At 57.2% G+C, this 22,925-nt stretch carries 25 protein-coding genes; 9 read left to right on the top strand and 16 right to left on the bottom strand.

Annotated elements, in window-relative coordinates:
- Positions 1 to 3 precede the first annotated feature (3 nt).
- From VGC33_RS21395 to VGC33_RS21360, 8 genes are read left to right on the top strand one after another with little or no spacing between them, the layout of a single operon-like run.
- Complete coding sequence (locus VGC33_RS21395; RefSeq protein WP_331122824.1) at positions 4 to 426, top strand: acyl-CoA thioesterase; 423 nt, start codon at positions 4 to 6, stop codon at positions 424 to 426.
- A complete protein-coding gene (gene apeL / locus VGC33_RS21390; RefSeq protein ID WP_331122781.1) occupies positions 423 to 1,037 on the top strand; it encodes an ApeL family LolA-like protein in 615 nt (204 codons plus the stop codon). Before VGC33_RS21395 ends, apeL begins: the two co-directional genes overlap by 4 nt.
- A complete protein-coding gene (gene apeM, locus VGC33_RS21385) occupies positions 1,009 to 3,327 on the top strand; it encodes an ApeM family transporter (RefSeq protein ID WP_331122780.1) in 2,319 nt (772 codons plus the stop codon). The genes apeL and apeM overlap by 29 nt, the downstream gene beginning before the upstream one ends.
- Complete coding sequence (apeN, locus tag VGC33_RS21380; protein WP_331122779.1) at positions 3,327 to 3,890, top strand: ApeN family LolB-like membrane protein; 564 nt, start codon at positions 3,327 to 3,329, stop codon at positions 3,888 to 3,890. The genes apeM and apeN overlap by 1 nt, the downstream gene beginning before the upstream one ends.
- Before the next feature lie 3 nt (positions 3,891 to 3,893).
- On the top strand, positions 3,894 to 5,078 hold the full coding sequence (locus tag VGC33_RS21375) for a beta-ketoacyl-[acyl-carrier-protein] synthase family protein (RefSeq protein ID WP_331122778.1): 1,185 nt from the start codon (positions 3,894 to 3,896) through the stop codon (positions 5,076 to 5,078).
- 10 nt (positions 5,079 to 5,088) lie between these two features.
- Entirely contained in the window at positions 5,089 to 5,550 is a 462-nt protein-coding gene (locus tag VGC33_RS21370) for a hotdog family protein (protein WP_331122823.1), read from the top strand.
- A gap of 4 nt (positions 5,551 to 5,554) precedes the next feature.
- Positions 5,555 to 6,286 carry a 3-ketoacyl-ACP reductase FabG2 gene (locus VGC33_RS21365; RefSeq protein ID WP_331122777.1) on the top strand — a complete coding sequence of 244 codons (732 nt, stop codon included), beginning with the start codon at positions 5,555 to 5,557 and terminating at the stop codon, positions 6,284 to 6,286.
- Complete coding sequence (locus tag VGC33_RS21360; RefSeq protein WP_331122776.1) at positions 6,283 to 7,515, top strand: beta-ketoacyl-ACP synthase; 1,233 nt, start codon at positions 6,283 to 6,285, stop codon at positions 7,513 to 7,515. Before VGC33_RS21365 ends, VGC33_RS21360 begins: the two co-directional genes overlap by 4 nt.
- A 79-nt stretch (positions 7,516 to 7,594) precedes the next feature.
- On the opposite strand, the gene VGC33_RS21355 is transcribed toward VGC33_RS21360, so the two are convergent.
- The 5 genes from VGC33_RS21355 to VGC33_RS21335 all read right to left on the bottom strand — a co-directional run bounded on the left by VGC33_RS21355 (position 7,595) and on the right by VGC33_RS21335 (position 10,892).
- On the bottom strand, positions 7,595 to 8,281 hold the full coding sequence (locus tag VGC33_RS21355; RefSeq protein WP_331122775.1) for a hypothetical protein: 687 nt from the start codon (positions 8,279 to 8,281) through the stop codon (positions 7,595 to 7,597).
- Between the two features lie 151 nt (positions 8,282 to 8,432).
- Positions 8,433 to 8,717 carry a DNA-binding protein gene (locus VGC33_RS21350; RefSeq protein ID WP_331122774.1) on the bottom strand — a complete coding sequence of 95 codons (285 nt, stop codon included), beginning with the start codon at positions 8,715 to 8,717 and terminating at the stop codon, positions 8,433 to 8,435.
- A gap of 57 nt (positions 8,718 to 8,774) precedes the next feature.
- The gene (locus VGC33_RS21345) at positions 8,775 to 9,230 is read right to left on the bottom strand and encodes a PTS sugar transporter subunit IIA (protein ID WP_331122773.1); all 456 of its coding nucleotides are present in this window, start codon (positions 9,228 to 9,230) and stop codon (positions 8,775 to 8,777) included.
- A 2-nt stretch (positions 9,231 to 9,232) separates the two neighbouring features.
- Positions 9,233 to 10,606 (bottom strand): PTS galactitol transporter subunit IIC, encoded by a 1,374-nt coding sequence (locus VGC33_RS21340; protein WP_331122772.1) that lies wholly within the window; start codon positions 10,604 to 10,606, stop codon positions 9,233 to 9,235.
- Positions 10,607 to 10,610: 4 nt separating this feature from the next.
- On the bottom strand, positions 10,611 to 10,892 hold the full coding sequence (locus tag VGC33_RS21335; protein ID WP_331122771.1) for a PTS sugar transporter subunit IIB: 282 nt from the start codon (positions 10,890 to 10,892) through the stop codon (positions 10,611 to 10,613).
- A gap of 337 nt (positions 10,893 to 11,229) precedes the next feature.
- On the opposite strand from VGC33_RS21335, the gene yieH reads away from it, so the two are divergent.
- Entirely contained in the window at positions 11,230 to 11,922 is a 693-nt protein-coding gene (gene yieH / locus VGC33_RS21330; protein ID WP_331122770.1) for a 6-phosphogluconate phosphatase, read from the top strand.
- Between the two features lie 187 nt (positions 11,923 to 12,109).
- Here yieH and phoU read toward each other — a convergent pair whose 3' ends face one another.
- From phoU to VGC33_RS21275, 11 genes are all read right to left on the bottom strand, one after another.
- Entirely contained in the window at positions 12,110 to 12,877 is a 768-nt protein-coding gene (phoU, locus tag VGC33_RS21325; protein ID WP_331122769.1) for a phosphate signaling complex protein PhoU, read from the bottom strand.
- Positions 12,878 to 12,891: 14 nt separating this feature from the next.
- Complete coding sequence (pstB, locus tag VGC33_RS21320) at positions 12,892 to 13,668, bottom strand: phosphate ABC transporter ATP-binding protein PstB (RefSeq protein ID WP_331122768.1); 777 nt, start codon at positions 13,666 to 13,668, stop codon at positions 12,892 to 12,894.
- 44 nt (positions 13,669 to 13,712) lie between these two features.
- Positions 13,713 to 14,585, bottom strand: coding sequence for a phosphate ABC transporter permease PstA (gene pstA, locus VGC33_RS21315; protein ID WP_414636975.1), 873 nt, complete (start codon positions 14,583 to 14,585; stop codon positions 13,713 to 13,715).
- Positions 14,586 to 14,605: 20 nt separating this feature from the next.
- Entirely contained in the window at positions 14,606 to 15,565 is a 960-nt protein-coding gene (gene pstC, locus VGC33_RS21310) for a phosphate ABC transporter permease PstC (RefSeq protein WP_331122766.1), read from the bottom strand.
- 62 nt (positions 15,566 to 15,627) lie between these two features.
- Complete coding sequence (gene pstS, locus VGC33_RS21305) at positions 15,628 to 16,668, bottom strand: phosphate ABC transporter substrate-binding protein PstS (RefSeq protein WP_331122765.1); 1,041 nt, start codon at positions 16,666 to 16,668, stop codon at positions 15,628 to 15,630.
- Positions 16,669 to 16,835: 167 nt separating this feature from the next.
- A complete protein-coding gene (locus VGC33_RS21300) occupies positions 16,836 to 18,056 on the bottom strand; it encodes an anaerobic sulfatase maturase (RefSeq protein WP_331122764.1) in 1,221 nt (406 codons plus the stop codon).
- Positions 18,053 to 18,409, bottom strand: a complete 357-nt coding sequence (locus tag VGC33_RS21295) for a DUF202 domain-containing protein (RefSeq protein ID WP_331122763.1) — start codon at positions 18,407 to 18,409, stop codon at positions 18,053 to 18,055. The genes VGC33_RS21300 and VGC33_RS21295 overlap by 4 nt, the downstream gene beginning before the upstream one ends.
- Positions 18,410 to 18,416: 7 nt before the next feature.
- Positions 18,417 to 18,776 carry a YidH family protein gene (locus tag VGC33_RS21290; RefSeq protein WP_331122762.1) on the bottom strand — a complete coding sequence of 120 codons (360 nt, stop codon included), beginning with the start codon at positions 18,774 to 18,776 and terminating at the stop codon, positions 18,417 to 18,419.
- A gap of 35 nt (positions 18,777 to 18,811) precedes the next feature.
- Positions 18,812 to 19,429 (bottom strand): Crp/Fnr family transcriptional regulator, encoded by a 618-nt coding sequence (locus tag VGC33_RS21285; protein ID WP_331122761.1) that lies wholly within the window; start codon positions 19,427 to 19,429, stop codon positions 18,812 to 18,814.
- A complete protein-coding gene (locus tag VGC33_RS21280) occupies positions 19,404 to 20,918 on the bottom strand; it encodes a sulfatase-like hydrolase/transferase (RefSeq protein WP_331122822.1) in 1,515 nt (504 codons plus the stop codon). Before VGC33_RS21280 ends, VGC33_RS21285 begins: the two co-directional genes overlap by 26 nt.
- A complete protein-coding gene (locus VGC33_RS21275) occupies positions 20,915 to 22,606 on the bottom strand; it encodes a solute:sodium symporter family transporter (RefSeq protein WP_414636973.1) in 1,692 nt (563 codons plus the stop codon). Before VGC33_RS21275 ends, VGC33_RS21280 begins: the two co-directional genes overlap by 4 nt.
- Between the last annotated feature and the right edge of the window lie 319 nt (positions 22,607 to 22,925).

Below are 22,925 nucleotides of genomic sequence, written 5' to 3'. Positions count from 1 at the left end.
ATGCTGTTAACCGATCCGCGTTTTAGCGCGGAAATAGACATGACCGTCCCGTTCCATGATGTCGACGCCATGGGCGTCGTATGGCACGGCCACTATTTGCGCTATATGGAAATTGCGCGCGAAGCGCTGCTCAATCAATTCAACTACGGCTACCGGCAGATGGAAGCCTCCGGTTATCTGTGGCCGGTGGTGGACGCGCGCGTCAAATACCGCGCGCCGCTGACGTTTGAGCAGCCGGTCCGGGTTCAGGCGCGCGTTGAGGAGTACGAGAACCGCCTGCGCATCGGCTACAGCATTTTTGACCGGACGAGCGGTAACAAAACCACCACCGGCTACACCATCCAGGTAGCGGTGGAACGCCAGAGCCGTGAACTCTGTTTTGTCAGTCCGCGGGTCTTGTTGCAACGTATGGGGATGGCGCAATGAAAAAGCCGTCGCTAAGCCTGCTGCTGCTGTGTTGCCTTGCCGCCGTAAACGCCCGTGCCGTCACCCTTGACGCACTGCAGCAGCGTTTTGCCGCGCAGCCTGTCGTGCGCGCGCATTTTGAACAGCAACGCGGCATCAGCGGTATCGCCCGTCCCTTGCACTCATCGGGCGAACTGCTTATCGCCCGGCAATACGGCCTTTGGTGGCAGCAACAACAGCCGTTTTTGCTGACCCTGATCCTTAACGACGGCAAAATGGTGCAAATCACCGGCAACCAGCCGCCGGAGGTGGTTACCGCCGCCGGTAATCCGCAAATGTTCCGGTTTAACCATCTGCTGCGCGCGCTGTTCCAGGCCGATCGCGCGGTGCTGGAGCAAAACTTTACCCTGGAATTTACCGATAAAGGCCAGGAAAACTGGCAATTGGCGCTGGTGCCCAAAACCTCGCCGCTGGATAAGCTGTTCACGTCCATTACGCTTTCCGGCCAGACCTATCTTGATCATATCCTGCTGCTGGATAAACAGGGAGACAGCACCGCCATCACCTTCAGCCGGCAGCGCACCCAGCCCGAGGTGCTGACCCATGACGAGCGGCAACGCTTTGTTCAGTAAATGTTACCTGCGCGCGGCGGCGGTCTGGCTGCTGTTCTGCCTGGGGCTGCTGCTGGCGCTGGCGCTGCTGTTGCCGCGCAGCCAGATTAACGGCAGCGTCCTGGCGTTACTGCCGCGCCAGGCCATGGGCCAGTTGCCCGCGCCGGTGTATGACGGTTTTATGCAGCGCCTCGACCGGCAACTGGTCTGGATGGTCAGCCCCGCCGACGGCCAAGGACTGGCGCCGGTGGCATGGTGGGCGCAACAGGTGGCCGCCATGCCCGGCATGGGCACGGTAAAAGGCCCGATGACCGAACGGCAGCAACAGCAGTGGGGACAGTTTTATTTCCAGCATCGCAACGCCATGATTGACGACCAGACGCGGGCGCGGCTGCAACAAGGCGGCGGCGCCCAGGCCGATTGGATCGCCGGCCAGCTCTACTCGGCGTTTGCCGGAGTGGGCGGCCAGGAGCTGCGGCACGATCCGCTGCTGCTGGTACGCGGGTCCCAACTGGCGCTGCAACAATCCGCCGGCCGCCTGACCCTCGACCAGGGCTGGCTGATGAGCCGGGATGCGCAGGGGGCCGGCTGGTATCTGATCCATGGCGAACTGGCCGCCTCATCCTATGATATGCGCTCGGCTCATCAAGCGGTCCTGCAACTGGCGCAGCTGCGTGAACAGCTGGAAACACGCTGGCCGGGCGCGCGACTGCTGTCCCGCGGCACGCTGTTTTACAGTGATTACGCCAGCCAGCAGGCCAAACATGATATTTCCACCCTGGGGGTGGCGACGGTTATCGGCGTGCTGCTGCTGGTCGGTCTGGTATTCCGTTCGCCGCTGCCCCTGCTGTGCTGCGCCCTGTCGGTGGCCGTCGGCGCGCTGGCGGGCACCGTGGCCTGCCTGCTGCTGTTTGGCGGGCTGCATTTGATGACGCTTATGATGAGCATCAGCATCGTCGGCATATCCGCCGACTACACGCTTTACTACCTGACGGAGCGCCTGGTGCACGGCCGGCAAAATACGCCGATGGCCAGCCTGCGCAAGGTGCTGCCGGCGCTCCTGGCGGCGCTGGCGACCACGGTGGCCGCCTACCTTATCATGATGCTGGCTCCCTTCCCCGGCCTGCGCCAACTGGCGGTGTTCGCCGCCTGCGGCCTCACCGCCGCCTGCCTGACGGTGGTCTGTTGGTACCCGCTGCTCACCCGGCGCTTGCCGGTGCGCCCCACCCCGGCGCAGCCGCTTATCCGCGCCTGGCTGTCCGCCTGGCGGCACCGCGGCCTCCTGCGCGTCGGCCTGCCGCTGGCCCTGGCCGTATTTACCCTGGCCGGGTTGTCGCAACTGCGGGTTGACGATGATATCGCCCAGCTACAGGCGCCGCCTCGGCAAATTCATCAGCAGGAAGAGCAGATCGCCCTGCTATCCGGCCAGGGGCAGGATCAAAAATGGTTTGTGGTGACCGGCGACAGCGCCGAACAGACCCTGCAACGACTGGAACGGCTGGCGCCCGCCCTGGCGCAGGCGCAACGCCGGGGCGCCCTGGCGGGCTATCGTCTGCCGCCGCTGTCGTCGCAACAACGCCAGCGGCAGGATCTGGCGCTGCTGACCCGGGCCGCGCCGACGGTGGTCGCGCGGCTGGGGCAAATCGGGGTGGACGCCGCGGCGCCCGATCTCAGTCCTATGCCGGTATCGCCCGCGGACTGGCTGGCGAGCGTGGCCAGCGAAGGCTGGCGCCTGTTATGGCTTTCCCTGGCCGACGGGCAAAGCGCGGTGCTGGTTCCGGTAAGCGGCGTGACCGACGGCGCCGCGCTGCGCCGCCTTGCCCAATCGCAGCCCGGCGTCGGCTGGGTCGATCGCAAGGCGGACTTCGATGAGATGTTCGCCGCCTACCGACATAAGCTTGGCTGGCTGCTGCTGGCGTCGATTGGGGTCATAGCGGTGAGTTTTATCGCGCGCCAGGGCTTACGGCAGGGCCTGTTGAGCCTGATCCCGACGCTGCTGTCCCTGGGTTCGGGGCTGTCGGTGCTGGCGTTAAGCGGCCATGCGCTGAATTTATTTTCCATGCTGGCGCTGGTGCTGGTGCTGGGTATCGGTATCAACTACCAGCTGTTTTTCGCCAATCCGCGCGGCACGCCCACCACCTCGATGCTGGCCGTTACCCTGGCGGTGATGACCACCACCCTGACGCTGGGCATGCTGGTGTTCAGCCATACCCAGGCCATCGCCAGCTTCGGCATCGTTTTATGCAGCGGTATATTTACCGCCTTTTTACTATCGCCGCTGGCATTGCCGCACGGGCGGGGGGATCATTGATGAAAGCGTTATCCCTATTGGCCCTGCTGCCGGCCCTGCTGCTGGTTGCCTGCGCCGCCGGGCCGAAAGCGCCGTCGGCCTGGCTGAAACCGGGGGTGTCCGTGCGGCTGCCCGCGCCCGGCATAACACCGGCCATCAGCGAACAGCAGTTGTTGACCGCCACGGTAGAGGGACGCGCGCAATCCCTGCTGGTGCTGCTCAATGCCGACGGCGGGCAGCTGACCCTGGTGGGACTGTCGTCGCTCGGCATTCGCCTGTTTAAAGTCACCTACGACCGGCAGGGCATCCATACCGAGCAATCGGTCGTCCTGCCGCGGCTGCCGCCGGCCGGCCAGGTACTGGCGGATATCATGCTAAGCTATTGGCCGGCAGAGGCCTGGCATAAGGTCCTGCCTCGGGGCTGGACGCTGGTGGATACGGCGGATCGGCGGGTGCTGGCGGATCCCGGCGGCAATAGCGTAACCGAGATACACTATGAGATCATCGCGGGCCGGCGTCAGCCTGTCGCGTTGAGTAACGCGATTTTTCACTATCAGATAGCCATTCAACATCTGGACGACTAAACGATGATTTCAATTTCAGCGGTCGGCATGCTAAATGCGCTGGGTAACGATATGGCGGAGATCGGCGCCAATCTTACGCGCGGCGTGGCGCCGGGCATGAAACTGAGCCATGACTGGCTGTTGCACAGGCGGCCCTGCTGGCTGGGCGCTGTCAGCGGGCCGCTGCCTGAAATACCCGCCGGGCTGAAGCGGCATGATAGCCGCAATAACCGCCTGCTGCTGGGGGCGCTGGCGCAGATCCGCGCCCAGGTGGATGATGCCGTGGCCGCCTTCGGCGCGGACCGCGTGGCCGTTGTGCTGGGCACCAGCACCTCGGGGCTGGATGAATGCGACCGGCAGGTCACCGCCGCCGCGCAGGGGAAAACGTCGCCGGGGTATTTTTATCAAATGCAGGAATTAGGGGATCCGGCGCGTTTTCTCGCCGCCTTCCTGCAATTGGACGGTCCGGCGTATACCCTTTCCACCGCCTGTTCCTCCAGCGCGCGGGCGATTATCAGCGGACGGCGGCTGATTGAAACCGGCATGGCGGACGTGGCCATTGTCGGCGGCGCCGATAGCCTGAGCCGGATGCCGATCAATGGTTTTGACAGCCTGGAATCGTTATCCGCGCAACGTTGCCGCCCATTCAGCGCCGAACGCGACGGCATCAGCATTGGCGAGGGGGCGGCGCTGCTGCTGCTGACCCGGGACCAGGGCGGGATCGCACTGATGGGCATGGGCGAGTCCTCCGACGCCTGGCATATGTCGGCCCCCCACCCCGAGGGCAGCGGAGCCATCCGCGCCATTGAAATGGCCCTGGCGGACGCCGGCCTGGCGGCGGCGGATATCGGGTACATTAATTTGCACGGCACCGCCACCCCGCTTAACGATCGCATCGAAGCGCTGGTGATCAACCGGCTGTTCGGCCAACAGGTGCCCTGCAGTTCCACCAAACACCTGACCGGCCATACGCTGGGCGCCGCCGGGGCAATCGAGGCGGCGCTCTGCTGGTTATTGCTGACCGGCTCCCTGCCGCTGCCGCCGCAGGATTTCTCCGCCGCTACCCCCGACCCCGGCCTGGCGCGGTTCGGCCTGCTGGACGCGCCCGCCCGCCTGACGCGGCGCTATATCATGTCCAACTCGTTTGCCTTCGGCGGCAATAATACCAGCCTTATCCTGGGCGATAGCGAGGGAATCCATGCTGCCTGAAATTCCCGCCATGGCCGATGCCATGCCCGCCGCGCATTATCTGCCGCACGACACGCCGATGGTGCTGGTCGAAAGCCTGTGCGCTATCGGCGAACAGCATGCCCGCTGCCGGGTTACCGTTGGCGCCTCGGGCGTGCTGCGACCCTTTTTGGATATGAACGGCGATCTGCCCGCCTGGTACGCGCTGGAGATGATGGCGCAAACCATCGGCGTCTGGTCAGGCTGGCACGGACGCCGGCGCGGCGAACCTCCCCGGCCCGGCCTGCTGCTGGGCGCGCGCGCCCTACGCTGCGCCCAGCCGGTATTTCCCCAGGGCAGCGAGCTGGATATCTGCATCAGCCTGTTGTTGCGGGATGAACGTATCGGCAGCTTTGAATGCGAGATACTGCGGGCCGGTGAAACTCTGGCTACCGGTCGGCTGAATACCTATCAGCCCGAAGAAAATGAAATCAACCAATTATTAAAGGAATAAAAAGATGACACGCTCGGTATTGGTGACGGGAGCCAGCAAGGGAATAGGACGCGCCATTGCCTACCGGCTGGCGCAGGACGGCTTTTTGGCGATCGTCCACTATCATCATGACCGGGCCGGCGCGGAAGAGACGCTGCATCGGATTAAGGCGCTGCGCGGCGCAGGCAGGCTCATCGCTTTTGACGTTGCCGACCGGGACGCCTGCCGCCGGGAAATAAGCGCGGATATCGATCGGCACGGCGCATATTACGGCGTGGTCAGCAACGCCGGCATTACCCGCGACGGCGCCTTCCCGGCGCTGAGCGGGGAGGATTGGGACAGCGTGATGGATACCAACCTCGACAGCTTTTACAACGTGCTGCAGCCCTGCGTGATGCCGATGATCGGCCTGCGCGCCGGCGGGCGCATCATTACGTTGTCCTCGGTATCCGGCTTGACCGGCAATCGGGGGCAGGTCAACTACAGCGCGGCCAAAGCCGGCATTATCGGCGCCACCAAGGCGCTGGCGGTTGAGCTGGCGAAAAGGCATATCACCGTTAACTGCATCGCGCCGGGGCTGATTGACACCGGCATGATCGACCTGGAAGCGAGCGCCCTGGACCAGGCCATGAGCCTTATCCCGATGAAACGCATGGGGCGGGCGGACGAAGTGGCGGGGCTTGCCGGCTACCTGATGTCGGACATTGCCGGTTATGTCACCCGCCAGGTGATCTCCATTAACGGAGGCCTGCTATGAACCGCCGCGTGGTGATTACCGGCATGGGCGGCGTCACCGCCTTCGGCGAAAGCTGGCAGGCGGTGGCGCAAGGCCTCAAGCGCCAGGAAAACGCGGTGGTCGGCATGCCGCAATGGCGCGAGTTCGACGGACTGAATACCCTGCTGGCCGCTCCGCTGCCCGATTTTGTGCTGCCCGAGCATTATACCCGCAAGCGCATCCGCTCCATGGGCCGGGTATCGCTGCTGGCAACCCGGGCCACCGAGCTGGCGCTGGAACAGGCGGGTCTGCTCAATGACGCCATCCTCACCGGCGGCGAAACCGGCATTGCCTACGGCTCGTCCACCGGCAGCACCAAACCCATCAGCGATTTTGCCACTATGCTCACGGAAAAACACACCCACAATATCACCGGCACCACCTACGTGCAGATGATGCCGCATACCACGGCGGTCAATGCCGGATTGTTTTTCGGGCTGCGCGGCCGGGTGATCCCCACCTCCAGCGCCTGCACCTCAGGCAGCCAGGCCATCGGGTATGCCTATGAAGCCATCAGGCACGGTTATCAAACGGTGATGGTGGCCGGCGGCGCCGAGGAGCTGTGTCCTTCCGAGGCGGCGGCCTTTGATACGCTGTTCGCCACCAGCCAGCTCAACGACAGCCCGAAACTCACGCCCGCCCCCTTTGATAAGGATAGGGACGGACTGGTGATTGGCGAAGGCGCCGGCACGCTGGTACTGGAAGCGCTGGATTTCGCCCTGGCCAGGGGCGCCGCCATTTACGGCGAGCTGGTGGGATTCGCCACCAACTGCGATGCCAGCCATATAACCCAGCCGCAGCAGTCCACCATGCAAATCTGCATGGCGCAAGCGTTGCAGAACGCCGGCGTATCCATCGGGGACATCGGCTATATCAGCGCGCACGGCACCGCCACCGAGCGCGGCGATATTGCCGAGAGCCGGGCCACCGCCGCGTTATTCGGCAATACCACTCCGATATCCTCGCTTAAGAGCTATTTCGGTCATACCCTGGGCGCCTGCGGCGCGCTGGAAGCCTGGATGAGCCTGGAAATGATGCGCGAAGGCTGGTTCGCCCCCACGCTCAACCTGCGCCAGCCGGACCCGGAATGCGGCGATCTGGACTACATTACCGGTCAGCCCAGGTTAATCGATACCGGCTATATCCAGTCCAACAACTTCGCGTTCGGCGGCATCAATACCTCATTAGTTATCAAACGCTGGGCAGATTGACACAGCCCGCGTGCCCACGAACAAAGCCGGTGCCCGGCAGGTTGACGCCGTCGGTCGCGGCGTTGGCGAGAAAATAGTCTCACAACGCGGCCAACGCATGCACGGAATCAATATATTCTTGATATCCGGTATGAGACAAATCCTTACGGCCTGTTTCCACGGCTTGAACGACCAGCGCCGCGGCGACACCTTTCCGCCCTTTACAACAACGCTCTATATACCTCAGCATGCCCATACCCGGATGATCAGCATGATGATTTATTATATTACAGGCATTTTTCATTGCCCGGCTATCGGCTATCTTCGACGCATGCGATTCAGCCAGACGTATAACGGCAAGACCGATAAAATAAACCAACTCCTCGACGGTCAAAGGTTTATTTTCCGGAGATGACAAAGGAATCGAAAAATCATTGATGATATATTTAGCATAATGCAATGACGGCTCATCAAGTAATGGAATCATGGTATTCATCGTGGGATGGACCGGATCCCTGGCGCCACTGGTTAACTGCCGATATCCACGATGAAAATAGCCGCCGACATGCGCCAGCATGGCCGACAGGCGTTGCATGACACGACGGAAAACCGGCTGGTTAGCCGAGGATTCACTTATAGATGAATTGAGGAGCGGCGCAATCGATGATTGGCTATTGCCGATCGCTCTGGACGCGGATAAGACATGTCGCTGGTTATGGCAACCATCATCTTTATAATAAGAAGCGGTATCATGCCTTGTGTTATCATTTACCGATAAATCCCACATAATAAACCTTGATGGTGATAAAAAATAATCGTTTTTCCTCGCATATTATTTGATATCAAAATATCACCGATGTACATGCACTTTTTCGCCATTATAATTTAAAGTTAATAATATTTAAACAATATCAAATAGCGGAAAAAACACCGGACGATTATTTTTTAGGCTTAGTCGCAATCATCTCCACCTGGATGGAAGGGTCCATGGCCTCAACCGCTTTTTGCAACTCCGCCAAGGCAAATTTCAGCGAGGCAATTTCCTGCTGTAACGCCTGGACGTCGAGCGAGGTACGGTTGGCTTTGGGAAACGCGTCAAGCACGTCATGTTCATGGAACATACGCACCTGACGGTTGTCCAGGTTCACCAACTGATATTTCAAGCGGCCGCTGTTGATCGCGTTATAAACGGTCTTACGGCTGACCATTGCTATCTCAATCACCTGGCTTATTCTTAACATCGCATATCTCTGAAGGCGTAGGGAGATTCCGGCTTCATTCTAACGGGTCGTGATGGATTCAGTGAACAGTTTCGCGATGTCCTCCGGAGAATTTACGCCGATTTTGTTAACCTGCGCAATATCACCCAGTAACGTAAAGAGGGATTGGATAATGGCCACTTTTTCACACGACGGATCAATGGCCATCAGCACCACGACGGCCGGTTTAACCACCTGTTCCGGATCATCGGTGCGGTGGAATTCCACCCCCGCCTGGTTTACCGCGATGGCAAACCCGGTGGTGACCACATGTTCAAACTCGGTATGGGGGATGGCGATGCTGTGCGTCTCCATATCGATGCCGGTGGGATAAACCGCCTCCCGGTCAAGCACTCCCTGACAAAAGCTCTCTTTCACCAATCCGTCCGCATACAGGCTGTCGGCCATCCGGGTCAGCAGTTCATCGCGGCTTACCGGCCGGGTAATGATAAAAACACGCTTGGGGCTGAACATCATGATTATTCTCCCGCCTCTATTCCGGCGGCGTCCGTTTGCGCCGCCAGCTGATTCTCATGGAGGATTTTTTTGCGGTTCCATACCGCCAGCAGCAGGGTGCAGAGGATAAGCGCGCCGACGCCGATGGCCTTGAAATAAAACCCCTGGATTATTACCCAAGGCAACATGGCGCCGGCATAGTCAACGCTGCTGATGCTGGTGGCGCCATTGGGTAACGAGAAGCCGGTGCTGACGGCGGTACTGGTGACAAGCGGCGCCAGGCTGGTGCCGATTAACAGCGCCAGGCTCAGGGTCAGCAGGCCTGTGAGCAGGGTGCGGAACATATCGCCCCGGCATACGGCGGTAACCAGCACAAAGGCAAACGGCAGACCGGTAAGCGAGGCGAACGGCAGGAACTGATTGCCCGGGATAATCGCCGCCAGCACCAGCATAATCGGGATCATCAGCATCGACACCGACAGGGTAACAGGATGGCCGACGCTAACCGCGGAATCCAGCCCAATGGAAATCTTGCCGAACGAACCGGCCCGGGACTGGGCAATTTCCTGAATACGCTCGCTGATGGGATACACCCCTTCCATCAGCATTTTTGCCATCCGGGGGATAATGGTCATCACCGCGGCCATGGTAATGGCGGTTTGCAGGATGGCTTTGACATCCACCCCGGCGATAATGGCCAGTATGGCGCCGATAATCGCGCCCAGGCAGGCCGGATCGCCCAGTATCGATAAACGTTTTTGTATCACCTCGGTATCGATTTTTATATCACGTACGCCGGGAATGCGGTCGACGATCGCGTTAACCAGCCAGGCGGCGGGCACAAACGACGCGGAAAAGCCGTGCGGCACCGAGATACCGGGCAGGTTAAGGTATTTTTCCACATCGGCGGTGGTGCGATCGGCTATCACCATGGTAACGATACAGTTCAGGCCGGCGGCCAGCACGCCCATCCACAGGTTACCGGTGATAATGGCCACCAGCGAACCGGTGAACGCGTGGTGCCACAGATTCCAGATATCCACGTTCAGAATGCGGGTGGTCTTGGTGTAAAGCATCAGGATGTTGATGGCGACGCACACGGGGATAACCAGCGCGCCCACCCGGGTGCCCATGGCAACGGCGGCGGCGGCGGGCCATCCCATGTCCAGTACGGTCAGGTTCAGGCCGAAGCGTTCGACAATGGCGTGGCTGACAGGCGTTAACGAGTCAATCATCAGGTTGACGGTAATACTCAACCCGATAAAACCGATGCCCACCATTAGCCCGGCCTTGATCGATTTGGCGATGGATAACCGCAGCAGCAAGCCCAACAGGATAAAGATCAGGGGCATCATCACCGAGGCCCCCATGCTCACGATATAATCGATAACAAACATGGCATTAACCCTCGGCGAGAATCAATTCTTTTACGCGGCTGAATACTTTGTCGGTTCCCATGCCGGTCAACAGGGGCAAAGCGTTGATTACCGGGACAGACACCTTTACCGGCGAGGTGGAAACGATAAAATCCACATCGTCCCGGGTGATGGCTTCCGCCACGGTACCCTGGGAAATGCGCACTTTATCCAGCAACTGTTCGCCCTGCAGGTAGGCTTCCAGTTTTTTCAGCGCCACGGTGCTGGTGGCGACGCCGGCGCCGCAGCAGATCATTATATGTTTCATTGTGAGTTCCCACGTTAAGAAGTGAGATAATTAAAACATGTTAATGAATCGCTAAATGTGATCAGTGTGTAATTTTACACACTAAAATAGCGACACCTCATCTACCCGGCCGGACTTATCTATCTTATGATTGATTTATATGTATTTTTATAAAATAAAAAAAATAACCGTATTTACGCCATGTGTAAAATTACTCTCTATGTCTTACCGGCGAAAAGCTGTGACCGCCATCGCCGCCTAAAAAAGCCGGCGCGGCGACGGGTTAACCGATCGCTTGCCCGCCCTGATAAGGTAAAGTAGGACCAGACATTCCGGGAACAGCAGAAGGACATGATTAATGAGCGAAAAAACATGTGTATTATTCGATTGCGACGGCACGCTGGTGGACAGCGAGATCCTCTGCTGCGAGGCCTATGTGTTGCTGTTCGCTCATTACGGCATCGCGCTGACGCTTACCGAGGCCATCAAGAATTTCAAAGGGGTAAAGCTTAATGAAATCTTCGACCGTATGAAAGCGCAGCACGGCCTGTCCCAGCGGGCGGATATCCTGGAAGCCGAATACCGCGCCCATGTGGCCCGCCTGTTTGATGAACGCCTGGTTCCCATCGAGGGCGTGCGTGAACTGTTGCAGCTTATCAACGTGCCGGTGGCGGTGGTGTCCAACGGTCCGGTCAGTAAAATGGAACACTCTCTCGGCCTGACGGCGCTGCTGCCGTTTTTTACGCATCATCTGTACAGCGGTTACGATGTCCAGCGCTGGAAGCCCGACCCGGCGGTAATTTACCATGCCGCCGCCCAACTGCGGCTGCCGGTGGAGCGGTGTATTTTGGTCGAGGATTCGGTATCCGGCACCCAGGCCGGCATCGCCGCCGGCATCCCGGTATTTTATTATTGCGCCGACCCGCATAATCCGCCGATTGACCATCCGCTGGTCACCCGTTTCGATGATATGGGGCAATTGCCGGGGTTATGGCGCAAACAGGGCTGGAAACTTACCGGCGCCCGGGTTTCCGGGGATACCGCGCGGTGATAAGTATATTAAGCGTTATAGGCTAATAACCACAGACTGACCAAGGCTAACAATTAAACCACCCATAAAGGTCCTGAAACACTACGTTGATTTCCTCCGATTGAGTCCCTTATGCTCCGTTTATTGCAGACAACGTGGCCAAGCCGGTATAAACCACCGTTTTGTTAACTACGCCCCTGAATAAATATCATTCCCCGGTGGGCGCCGTTGCCGGCGGGGCGGGTGGCGCCGGCGGCGTTCCATCCTTACCCGCCAGCAGCGTTTCCAACGCGTCGCCGGCCACATGGCGGAAATCCTGTCCTTTCACAAAATAGAAAATATATTCACAGATGTTCTGGCAGCGATCGCCGATACGCTCGATGGAGCGGGCGCAAAACAGCGCGGTAAGGACGCTGGGAATGGTGCGCGGGTCTTCCATCATATAGGTCATCAGCTGGCGTACTATGCCCTCATATTCCTGATCGACCTTTTTATCTTCATGATAGATGCGGATGGCCTCATCCAAATCCATGCGCGCAAAGGCATCCAACACGTCATGCAGCATTTGCACGGTATGACGTCCGAGCGACTCCAGGCTGACCAGCATCTGCAAATGCTGCTGAGAGTACTTCTCCAACGCGGTGCGGCAGATTTTATCCGCGCCGTCGCCGATACGCTCCAGCTCGGAAATGGTTTTGATGATCGATATCACCAGGCGTAAATCGCTGGCGGTGGGCTGGCGCTTGGCAATAATGCGCACGCAGGCCTCATCGATGGCCACCTCCATCGCATTGACCTTCGCGTCGCCGGCCACCACGCGCTTGGCCAGTTCTTCATCCTGGCTGTGCATCGCGCTGATGGCATCGGTAAGCTGCTGCTCCACCAGGCCGCCCATCGCCATTACCTGGGTGCGGATGTGTTCCAGCTCGGCGTTAAACTGGCCGGAAATATGCTTATTGAGATTCAGGTTTTCCATGATATATCCCGTTATTAACCATAGCGGCCAGTAATATAATCTTCGGTTTGCTTGTTCTTCGGCGCGGTGAAAATGCTGTCCGTATCGCTGAATTCGATTAACTCGCCCAGATACATAAACGCCGTGTGATCGGAACAACGCGCCGCCTGCTGCATGTTATGCGTCACAATCACCACGGTATAATCCGCTTTTAATTCTGAAATCAGCTCTTCGATACGCCCGGTCGAGATCGGATCCAGGGCTGAGCAGGGTTCGTCAAGCAACAGCACATCGGGGCGAATGGCAATACCGCGCGCGATGCATAAACGCTGCTGCTGGCCGCCGGACAGGCTGTAGCCGCTCTGGTGCAATTTATCCTTGGTTTCGTTCCACAACGCCGCCTTGGTCAGCGACCACTGTACCCGTTCCTCCATCTCGCTGCGCGATAGCTTTTCGAACAGGCGCACCCCAAAAGCGATGTTGTCATAAATCGACATCGGGAAGGGGGTCGGCTTCTGGAAAACCATGCCGACACGGGCGCGCAGCAGGGATACATCACGCTTATCGGTAAGGATATTGTCCCCATCCAGCAGGATTTCCCCTTCGGCGCGTTGTTCCGGATAAAGCTGGTACATTTTATTGAAACAGCGCAACAGCGTGGATTTACCGCAGCCGGACGGACCGATAAACGCCGTCACTTGGTTACGGGCAATATCCAGGCTGATATTCTTCAGCGCATGAAATTTACCATAATAAAAATTCAGATCGCGGACCTGTACTTTGCTGCCGTTGGCATTGTTGATCCTGCTCATGCAACACTCTCTCTTTCTTTCAAAGACGCGTCTGCGCCTGGCGCTTAATAGGTTTTTTTGGCAAAAATAATCCGGGCGACGATATTCAGCAACAGCACGCACAACGTAATCAGCAGCACGCCCGCCCAGGCCAGCTGCTGCCATTCGGCAAACGGGCTCATGGCGAATTTAAAGATAGTCACCGGCAGGTTGGCGATGGGCTGCATCAGATCGGTGCTCCAGAACTGGTTGGAGAGCGAGGTAAACAACAGCGGCGCCGTTTCGCCGGCGATTCGCGCCACCGCCAGCAATACGCCGGTAATGATGCCGGACACCGAGGCCTTAAGCGTAATGGCGGAAATCATTTTCCATTTCGGCGTGCCCAACGCGTAGGCCGCTTCACGCAGCGTATCGGGCACCAGGCGCATCATGTTTTCCGTGGTACGGATGACAATCGGCACCTGTAGCAGCGCCAGGGCTATCACCCCGGCCCAGCCGGAGAAATGCTCCATTTTGGCCACCACCAGCGTATAGACAAACAGACCGATAACGATGGACGGCGCGGACAGCAGGATATCGTTAATAAAGCGTATCACTTCCGCCAGCAGGGATTTGCGGCCGTATTCCGCCAGGTAAATCCCCGCCATGATGCCAAGGGGGGTGCCGAAAATAGTGGCCCAAAGAATCAACAGGCCGCTGCCGGCCAGGGCATTGGCCAGGCCGCCGCCGGCGGTATTGGGCGGCGGCGTCATTTCGGTAAACAGCGCCAGCGACATACCGTCGAAGCCCCGGCTAACCGTGGTCAGCAAAATCCAGCATAACCAGAACAGGCCGAAGGCCATGGTGGCCATGGACAAAAACAGCGCCAGACGGTTCTTTTGCCGCCGCCAGGACTGCATTTTACGCCGGGCTTCCATTTGCGGCGCGGTATGGGTCATATCATGTTCCACGGTCGCCATTATTTGACCCCCTCGTTTTTCGCCAGGCGCATTATCATGAATTTGGAACAGGCCAGCACGATAAAGGTAATCACGAACAGGATTAACCCCAACTCCATCAGCGCGGCGGTATGCAAACCCGCCTGGGCTTCGGCGAACTCATTGGCCAGCGCCGAGGTAATACTGTTGCCGGGGCTAAACAGGGAAATACTGTCAAGTTGGTTGGTATTGCCGATGATAAAGGTCACCGCCATGGTTTCGCCCAGCGCCCTTCCCAGTCCCAGCATCACGCCGCCGATTACGCCGTTTTTGGTGAAGGGCAGCACGATACGCCAGATCACTTCCCAGGTGGTGCAACCGATGCCGTAGGCGGATTCCTTCATCAACACCGGGGTTTGTTCAAATACATCGCGCATGACGGCGGCAATGTAGGGAATGATCATAATGGCCAGGATAATACCGGCGGCCAGAATGCCAATACCGAACGCCGGCCCCGAAAACAGAACGCCGATAAACGGAATGGTCGACATCACATCGCCCAGGGGCTGTTGGAAATACTGGGCGAACAGGGGGGCAAAAACAAACAATCCCCACATGCCGTAGACAATGCTGGGGATGGCCGCCAACAGCTCGATGGCGACGCCAAGCGGCCGTTTCAGCCAGTTGGGAGCGAGTTCGGTAAGAAACAGCGCAATGCCGAAGCTGACCGGAACGGCAATCAGCAACGCGATAAAAGAGGTGACCAGGGTGCCGTAGATAGGAACCAGCGCGCCGAATTTTTCACCGGGCGGATCCCATTCCTTGGTCCAGAGGAACGCGAAACCGAACTTTTCCAGGCTCGGCCACGAAGCGACAATCAGCGAAACGATAATTCCGCCCAACATCAATAAGGTAATCAACGCGGCCAACCTGACCAACGTACCGAATATCAGGTCGCCTTGTTTGCCAGGGGCATGCTGTGCCGGCGTATTGTCAGCCATAGAATACTCTTTTAGTTGGTTCGTAATCCCTCCCCGTAAGGGAAGGGACGAAACGCACGGACTTAGTAGAGCGCTTTACCGGTACTGTCTTTGATATTGGCTTTCCAGGCGGCGCGGACCTGCTCAACCACGTCCTTCGGCAAGGTGGCGTAGTCCAGGGCATTAGCCTGGTCGGCACCCTTGTTGTAGGCCCAATCGAAGAATTTCAGGGTTTCACGGCCCTGCTCAGGCTTGGTTTGGGTAGTATGCAACATAATAAACGTGGTGGAGGTGATCGGCCAGGCATTGTTGCCCTTCTGGTAAGTCAGGTCCTGGGCAAAAGACTGCTGCCAGTCGACGCCTTTCGCCGCCGCGCTGAAGTTGTCCTGGGTCGGCATCACCGGCTTGCCGTCGGCGGAAATCAGCTTGGTATAGGCCAGGTTGTTCTGTTTGGCGTAGGCGTATTCCACATAACCGATGGAACCCGGTAAACGCTGGACGAAGGCGGCGATGCCGTCATTGCCCTTGCCGCCCAGTCCGACCGGCCAGTTAACCGTGGAACCGGCGCCGATTTTTTCTTTCCAGGTGGCGTTCACCTTGGCCAAATAGCTGGTGAACACAAACGATGTGCCGGAACCATCGGCGCGGCGCACCACGGCGATGTTCTGATCCGGCAGCTTCAGGCCCGGATTCAGTTTAGTGATGGCCGGGTCGTTCCATTTTTTGATATTGCCCAGGTAAATCTCACCCAGGGTATGGCCGTCCAGGGTCAGTTCGCCGCTTTTGATTCCCGGTACGTTGATGGCCAGCACCACGCCGCCAATCACGGTCGGAAATTGAAATAATCCTTCTTTCTTCAGGTCGGCATCGCTTAATGGAGCATCGGACGCGCCGAAATCGACGGTATTGGCGATAATCTGTTTGATGCCGCCGGAAGAACCGATGCCCTGGTAGTTAACTTTTACGCCGGTTTCTTTTTGATAGGTATCGGCCCATTTAGCATAAACCGGGGCGGGGAATGTGCCGCCGGCACCGGTCAGGTTTGCGGCAGCGAACGAAGAAAGACTCGCCAGGGCGAACGTAGCTGCTACAACACTGGCAACGGTGGTATGCATCAGTTTCATAATCCCTCCTGTGGGATATTTTAAAATCGGCCCATGGCCGTTTTCTTCAATTATAATTGCTGCAGGAGGGAAAATAGGACAATTAGGTTACAGATACATGTCGGTAATATGACGTTTTTATGACAGTAGGCCGGGTGCCTCTGTTTACCCCATGATAGCGGTTTATTTCACCCACCGCACCCCGCAATCCTGCCAATATTGCGCATGATGCCGGCCGGGGGCCGATGGTGCGCCAGTTCGCCGGCCATATACGCCATATAGGGCGCAATATGGGAAAAAATAGCTTTATAGCCGGAGCAAAGATGATTATGCCACTGACCCCCGACACGGTGAATACGGTGCTTCGGACAGCCGCCGTGACAGGCGAACCGATACTCGCAGGACAGGCATGGCGTAGCCACATTGGCTTTTAGCTGGCCGAACCGCCGCTGTTTTTTGCCATTGACCATTTCGGCCAGATTTTCCGTCAGCAGATTGCCCAGTTTATGCTCCGGGTAGACAAAATGATCGCAGCTGTAAATATCGCCGTTCTGCTCGACGACCAAGCCCTGGCCGCAGGTGGGCTGCATCACGCACAGACTCGGCGTAACGCCGCACCAGGCCGCCAGCGCATTATCGAATAACTGCACGAACACCGCGCCGACATCATGCCGCACCCAATAATCAAACAGGGTATTGATAAACGCGCCGTAGGCCGCGCCGCTCACCGACCACGGCGTCAGCGTTTTCTCGCCCGCGGCGTGGGGATAAATCAATTCTCCACGCCCCGCCGCGGACGACGTTTGTTCCACGGCCGGGATAAATTGCACATGGTGCGCGCCCAGTTCTTGGGTTATAAACCGGTAAATCTCCAGCGGAGCCTGGGCGGTTTTATCGTTTACCACGCATAACACGTTGTAATCAATATTATATTTCTTAAAAATTTGAATGGCGTTGATGACCTGGTCAAAGACCGGCCGGCCGCCGGCGGAATGGCGATATTCATTATGCAGCCGGGCGGTGCCGTCCACGGAAATGCCCATCAGGAAATGATTATCGGCAAGAAAACGGCCCCATGGATCGTTTATCAGTATGCCGTTGGTTTGCATACAGTTGGAAATCCGTTTTCCACGGGCGTAGCGCTGCTGATAGCGCAGCGCGGCGGCATAAAAATCCATGCCGGCCAGGGTCGGTTCGCCGCCCTGCCAGGCAAACATCACCTCGTCCCCGGCGCTGGCGCCGATATATTGCTTGATATACTCCCTGAGCACCTCATCCGTCATATGCTTTAACGACGCCGCCCCGTGGGGAATAACGGTATCTTTCTTGTCGATATAAAAACAATAGTCGCAGCGGATATTGCATTGATAACTGGTGGGTTTCGCCATCAGGGAAAAAGGGCGTTTCATAATAACCGCGACTCCAGGCAGGTATTGAGTACCGAAAAACACATCATGGCGGACGCTATCAGCAGGATAAAGGACATAAAGCGGAATAACCAGTGCCGTTGTTGCAGAGTAAACGCGCGATGGGGGGAGGGTTGCGCCGACCGGGCATAGCGTTTTACGCCGACCATGACCGCCGCCAGACAAACCAGCATCACCCCCGCGCCGGTAATCAACGGCAGGTGTTTAAGCCATCCCACGCGAATAAACAGCAGGCTTTCGATCACCAGCACATACAGCGTTCGGGACCAGGCCAGGCGCGTCCGCTCCGGCTGCAATCCAGGGTCCCGGTTATTCGTCGCCGTCGCAGACTCCATACAGGCCTCAATATAAAACTATAAACAGGATAAATAACAGCGCTATCAACACCAGGAAAAAAGCGACCGCCGGTAATAGCCGGGTATAGGGCAAAGGTGCCTCCAGCCGCATCGCCTGTTCATTTTCAGCCCAGCGCCTTAACGCCACCAGGGCCATGGCTCCGCCGCCAATCGCCAGCAGAATGGCCAACATCACCCGGATCGCCGGCAAGGCAAAATCCGGCGTCAGCTGATCGATGGCTATCGAGCCGGCTAAAAAAGCCAGCGCGGTGCGGATCCAGGCTAAAAATGTTCGCTCATTCGCCAGGGAAAATCGGTAATCGGGATTTTTACCCCGCCGTTGCCACTCTTTATTGCCAAAATACATAGCGTTATTCGCCTCCGTTGGCGGCCTGCCGCGCGTTAACCGGCAAATTCATCGGGCAACAATCCCTGTAGCTTGAGTTCGCCACCATGGCGGATGGCGGTTTCCGTTTCGCATCCCGCATATTCGGCAATTTCACGCCAGGTCCATTCATAGCCCGGCCATTGCCGGAATAAGTAATGAATACTCAGCATTACCCGTTGCTGGGATTTATCGTAGGCCATGCCGGCAAGACGTTTTTCCGCCTCGCCAAGATCCCGCGCCATCCGCCTGAACAGAAAGTCGTTCAGCCGCGGATAGAGATGCAAAAACTGCCGCGGCTGATAGGGCGTAATGCGCGTTACCGAAGCGGTACGCTGCACGCGCGAGGAACAATGATAAAAGGTGTAACCGAACAGGCTGCGGTAACCAAAAAAATCACCGGGACCAAACAGACGGATCAGGCAAACCTTGCCGTTTTCCAGCATATGATAAAGCCCCACCAATCCACTGTGCAGGTAATAAAAAGACAGCGCCTCATCCTCCTGGGGATAAATGCGCGTTTGCTTCGGCAACTGATCAAGCCGGGTAAACATGGCGTGCTCGCTGCCCGTCAATTCCGCAAAAACGGCAAGGCTCTCATCCTGCCCATCAGAATTTTTGTCTTTTTTCCTCAATTTTCACTCCCCTGGTCGGCAGTCCCGTGTCGTAATCCCTGACCACCGGCGAGACGTAATCATCCGGTTTGGGACGAAACGCGCCCAACCATTGCTCATGCCTGTCCGGCCGCCATGGTCGCATGGCCCAGCGATAGCTGCGAAACGGATCGCGAATGCGGTCCATATAGGCTAACAAGCTATCATGCAGCGCATCGCGCCGTTGGGCATATTCCTCCCGGTCAATCAGGTTTACCAGTTCCTCGGGATCGTTGCGCCGGTCATAGAGTTCATCATCGTCAAACAGGTTTATCACCAGTTTCCAATCGTTGCTGACCCAGGCGCGCATCGGAATAAACCCGCCGAAACTGTCGTGTTCTATTTCATAGCGGTTAAATTCCACCATGACCGACCGCTGCCGTTCCCGCTCCGCCGACGACAGCTCCGGCAGCAGGCTTTCGCCCTGCAGGGACGGCGGCACCGGGATGCCGGCGATCGATAATAATGTCGGCAACAGATCGATATGGCTTACCGGTGTATCGATCTCCCGCGCCGACAGGCCGGGCCCGTGGATAATAAAAGGAATGCGGCAGATATCGTCGTAGCCCGCCGAACCTTTGCTGATAAGCTTATGCGCCCCCATCATTTCGCCATGATCGGAGGTATAGACTATCCAGGTGTTTTCCCATTCATCGGCGGTAAGGTGGTTCAGCACCCGCCCTATCTGGTCATCGACAAAATCGTTGCAGGCAAAATAAATCGGATGATGGTAGGTGGCGTCGTCCGTTACCGGCGACGGCATCGCCTTTGCCCACAGACGCTGATGCATCGGTTTATGGCTAAGATCATCGGCCCCTTTTGCGCCCAGCGGGTAATGGAAATCGGCAAAACGGTCGAGATAGCGCGGCGGACAGGTAAAGGGATGATGCGGCTCATCATAAGAAAGCACCAACAGGAACGGCTTTTCCCGCCGTACACGCTGCTTATCAAGAAAACCTATCGCGCGCTGGCTGATGCGATAGCCCCAGGTAAATTCATCATCAATATGATGTTGCTCGAGTTCCTGTTTGGAATTAAGCCCGTTACGCCATAAGCTGATATTTTCTTCAGACAGGTCATGGAGGTAATTCGCGCCGTCGTACCAATATTCCGCGTCCCATTCCGGCGGACAGACGCCGGTGCCGAAATAGTCGTGGCCGTCGAGATGCCATTTGCCGATATAGGTGGTGTGCCAGCCGGCATCCTGAAAATAATTACCCATGGTGCGCATATTCTTGCCTGGCGCCAGATTATTGGTCCAAGGGCCGCTTTGATTGGAATACAGCCCGGTAAACAGACCGGCGCGCGCAGGGGTACACAGCGGCGCGGTGGTAAACGCCGAATTAAATTTGATTCCGCGTCCGGCCAGCGCATCAATATTGTCGGTATGCAGGGGAAGGCCGGTATAACACCCAACCATGTTAGTGGCCTGCGTATCGGTCATGATAAAGATGATATTGGGTTTCATCAGGCAATTTCCTCCTTGGGTTTATTTTTTTTCACGCCGGCAAACGCCAGCCAGCCCGCAATGCCGATAACGGTTATGCCGGCTATCCAGCATAACCAGGCGCTATTCCAGCCGCCGAAGCGGGCCAGGAAGGCATAGATAAAAATCATCGCCGCTATAACGCCCGCGGAAGCAACCTTTACCGAGCGCCAAGGCGACATGTCCACCGCCAGGGAATCATGAAAGACAAACGGGGTGGCGCGTGGCGCAATTTTGCCGATAATCAGCATGACCAACGCGTTCAGGCAAAACGTTATCGCCAGCACATACAGGAAATGGATAGGGAAATGGAAAACGTAATTGATCAGGATATAGCTGACAATACCTAACAATAGCGCCAGCTTGGCCGCCATGGCCGGAATCCGGGGGAAAAAGAACCCCATGATGATAATGGTAACCAGGGGAACGTTATACACCCCGTTAAGCTGCTTCATCCAGCTATATAATCCTTCAGGCGCATTGGCAATACCTGGGGCCACCACCACCGACACCAGCGCCAGAATCAGGGCGAAATAACGCCCAACCAGCACCTGTTTTCGGGAAGTGGCGCCGGGATTGATGATGCGGCTGTAAATGCCCATGCTGAACAAAGTGCTGGCGCTGTTCAAAAAACCGTTGAACACGCTGATAATGGCGCCGAACAGTACGGCGCCGAAAAAACCGACCAGGGGCGCGGGCAGGATCTGGTTGACCAGCACCGGGTAGGCCATATCCGCCTTTGGCAGTCCTTGATACAGGTGCCAGGCGATAACGCCGGGCAAGACCAGGATTATCGGGTCGAGCATTTTCAGCAGCGCCGTCAGCAGCGCGCCTTTTTGTCCTTCAGCCAGGTTCTTGGCGGCCAGCGTCCGCTGGACGATGCCCTGGTTGGTACACCAATAAAAAGTATTCACTAGCACCAGGCCGGTTAAAGCGGCGCCGATGGGCACCGGGTCATGGGCGCCGCCGATGGAATTCAGGCGCTCGGCGTGATCCACCGTCAGTTTATTGAGGCCGGCGATAAAACTGCCGCTTCCGAGCGCCATCAGCCCGAAGAAAGGCACCATCAGCCCGCCTATCACCAAGCCGATGCCGTTGACGACATCAGCGACGGCAATTGCGCGCAGCCCGCCAATTACCGCGTACAGGGTGCCTATTACTCCAAGGGAAATCACCATGACAATCGTCGCGCTGCCCTGGCTCAGGCCGGTAAGATCGCTGAAATGAAACAGACTGTTCAACGCCAGCGAGCCGGAATACAATACAATAGGTAAAAAACACACGCCGGTGGCGATTAGAAAACAGCAGTCCACCATAATACGCGTGGTTTTATCGTAACGTTCTTCGATAAAATCAGGAATGGTAATAATGCCACGCTGCAAATACCGCGGTAAAAACACCAGCGCCAGCAGGACCAGGGGAATAGCCGAAATCACCTCCCACGCCATCACCGACATCCCGAATTTATAGGCCTGCCCGCTCAGGCCGACCAATTGTTCCGTTGAAAGATTGGTCAACATCAGCGACGCGGCGATTATTGGCGCTTTCAAGGAGCGACCCGCCAGGAAATAACCCTGTCGGGTATGCGTATCATTTTTCCTGACTTTCCACCAGGTAACAATAGCGACAAGGCACGTAAAAAACACAAAAGAAAATATCTGTAGGCTATTCATAAGCCGCACCTTTTAGTGATATAAACATCAGAATATAGGAGACCCTTCCAAAAAATCAGAATAGTGGGCGGTCAATTAATCCAAGAAATTTACGACTTAAGCCTTGATGATTATTTCAATCAGTACATTCTGGCGACGAGCGGATCATTGCCGCTCTCGAGGCGGCATTTATTACCGAACCTATCCGGGATAATGCCATCGCAGGCCATAAAAGCCAGGTGATGGCGTACTGTTGGCATGAGAGATGTTTTACACTTTTCAGCACCCTATTTTTATGACCGTTGTCATAAACCGGCATGACCCCGCTCACATAATCATT

This window comes from Acerihabitans sp. (assembly GCF_036398755.1).
In the GTDB taxonomy this organism is placed as follows: Bacteria; Pseudomonadota; Gammaproteobacteria; order Enterobacterales; family Enterobacteriaceae; genus Acerihabitans.
The sequence above is the reverse complement of the archived record's forward strand: the minus strand, read 5'-3'. Positions and strand labels throughout refer to the sequence as shown.

Bases quoted from the DNA above. Each gene is read 5' to 3' on its own strand.
- VGC33_RS21300 (WP_331122764.1), bottom strand. From the start codon at position 18,056: ATGAAACGCCCTTTTTCCCTGATGGCGAAACCCACCAGTTATCAATGC.
- phoU (WP_331122769.1), bottom strand. From the start codon at position 12,877: ATGGAAAACCTGAATCTCAATAAGCATATTTCCGGCCAGTTTAACGCC.
- apeL (WP_331122781.1), top strand. From the start codon at position 423: ATGAAAAAGCCGTCGCTAAGCCTGCTGCTGCTGTGTTGCCTTGCCGCC.
- apeN (WP_331122779.1), top strand. From the start codon at position 3,327: ATGAAAGCGTTATCCCTATTGGCCCTGCTGCCGGCCCTGCTGCTGGTT.
- VGC33_RS21370 (WP_331122823.1), top strand. From the start codon at position 5,089: ATGGCCGATGCCATGCCCGCCGCGCATTATCTGCCGCACGACACGCCG.
- VGC33_RS21345 (WP_331122773.1), bottom strand. From the start codon at position 9,230: ATGATGTTCAGCCCCAAGCGTGTTTTTATCATTACCCGGCCGGTAAGC.
- VGC33_RS21275 (WP_414636973.1), bottom strand. From the start codon at position 22,606: ATGAATAGCCTACAGATATTTTCTTTTGTGTTTTTTACGTGCCTTGTC.
- pstS (WP_331122765.1), bottom strand. From the start codon at position 16,668: ATGAAACTGATGCATACCACCGTTGCCAGTGTTGTAGCAGCTACGTTC.
- pstA (WP_414636975.1), bottom strand. From the start codon at position 14,585: ATGACCCATACCGCGCCGCAAATGGAAGCCCGGCGTAAAATGCAGTCC.
- VGC33_RS21335 (WP_331122771.1), bottom strand. From the start codon at position 10,892: ATGAAACATATAATGATCTGCTGCGGCGCCGGCGTCGCCACCAGCACC.
- VGC33_RS21375 (WP_331122778.1), top strand. From the start codon at position 3,894: ATGATTTCAATTTCAGCGGTCGGCATGCTAAATGCGCTGGGTAACGAT.
- VGC33_RS21355 (WP_331122775.1), bottom strand. From the start codon at position 8,281: ATGTGGGATTTATCGGTAAATGATAACACAAGGCATGATACCGCTTCT.
- VGC33_RS21365 (WP_331122777.1), top strand. From the start codon at position 5,555: ATGACACGCTCGGTATTGGTGACGGGAGCCAGCAAGGGAATAGGACGC.
- pstC (WP_331122766.1), bottom strand. From the start codon at position 15,565: ATGGCTGACAATACGCCGGCACAGCATGCCCCTGGCAAACAAGGCGAC.
- VGC33_RS21295 (WP_331122763.1), bottom strand. From the start codon at position 18,409: ATGGAGTCTGCGACGGCGACGAATAACCGGGACCCTGGATTGCAGCCG.
- VGC33_RS21360 (WP_331122776.1), top strand. From the start codon at position 6,283: ATGAACCGCCGCGTGGTGATTACCGGCATGGGCGGCGTCACCGCCTTC.
- pstB (WP_331122768.1), bottom strand. From the start codon at position 13,668: ATGAGCAGGATCAACAATGCCAACGGCAGCAAAGTACAGGTCCGCGAT.
- VGC33_RS21340 (WP_331122772.1), bottom strand. From the start codon at position 10,606: ATGTTTGTTATCGATTATATCGTGAGCATGGGGGCCTCGGTGATGATG.
- yieH (WP_331122770.1), top strand. From the start codon at position 11,230: ATGAGCGAAAAAACATGTGTATTATTCGATTGCGACGGCACGCTGGTG.
- VGC33_RS21290 (WP_331122762.1), bottom strand. From the start codon at position 18,776: ATGTATTTTGGCAATAAAGAGTGGCAACGGCGGGGTAAAAATCCCGAT.
- apeM (WP_331122780.1), top strand. From the start codon at position 1,009: ATGACGAGCGGCAACGCTTTGTTCAGTAAATGTTACCTGCGCGCGGCG.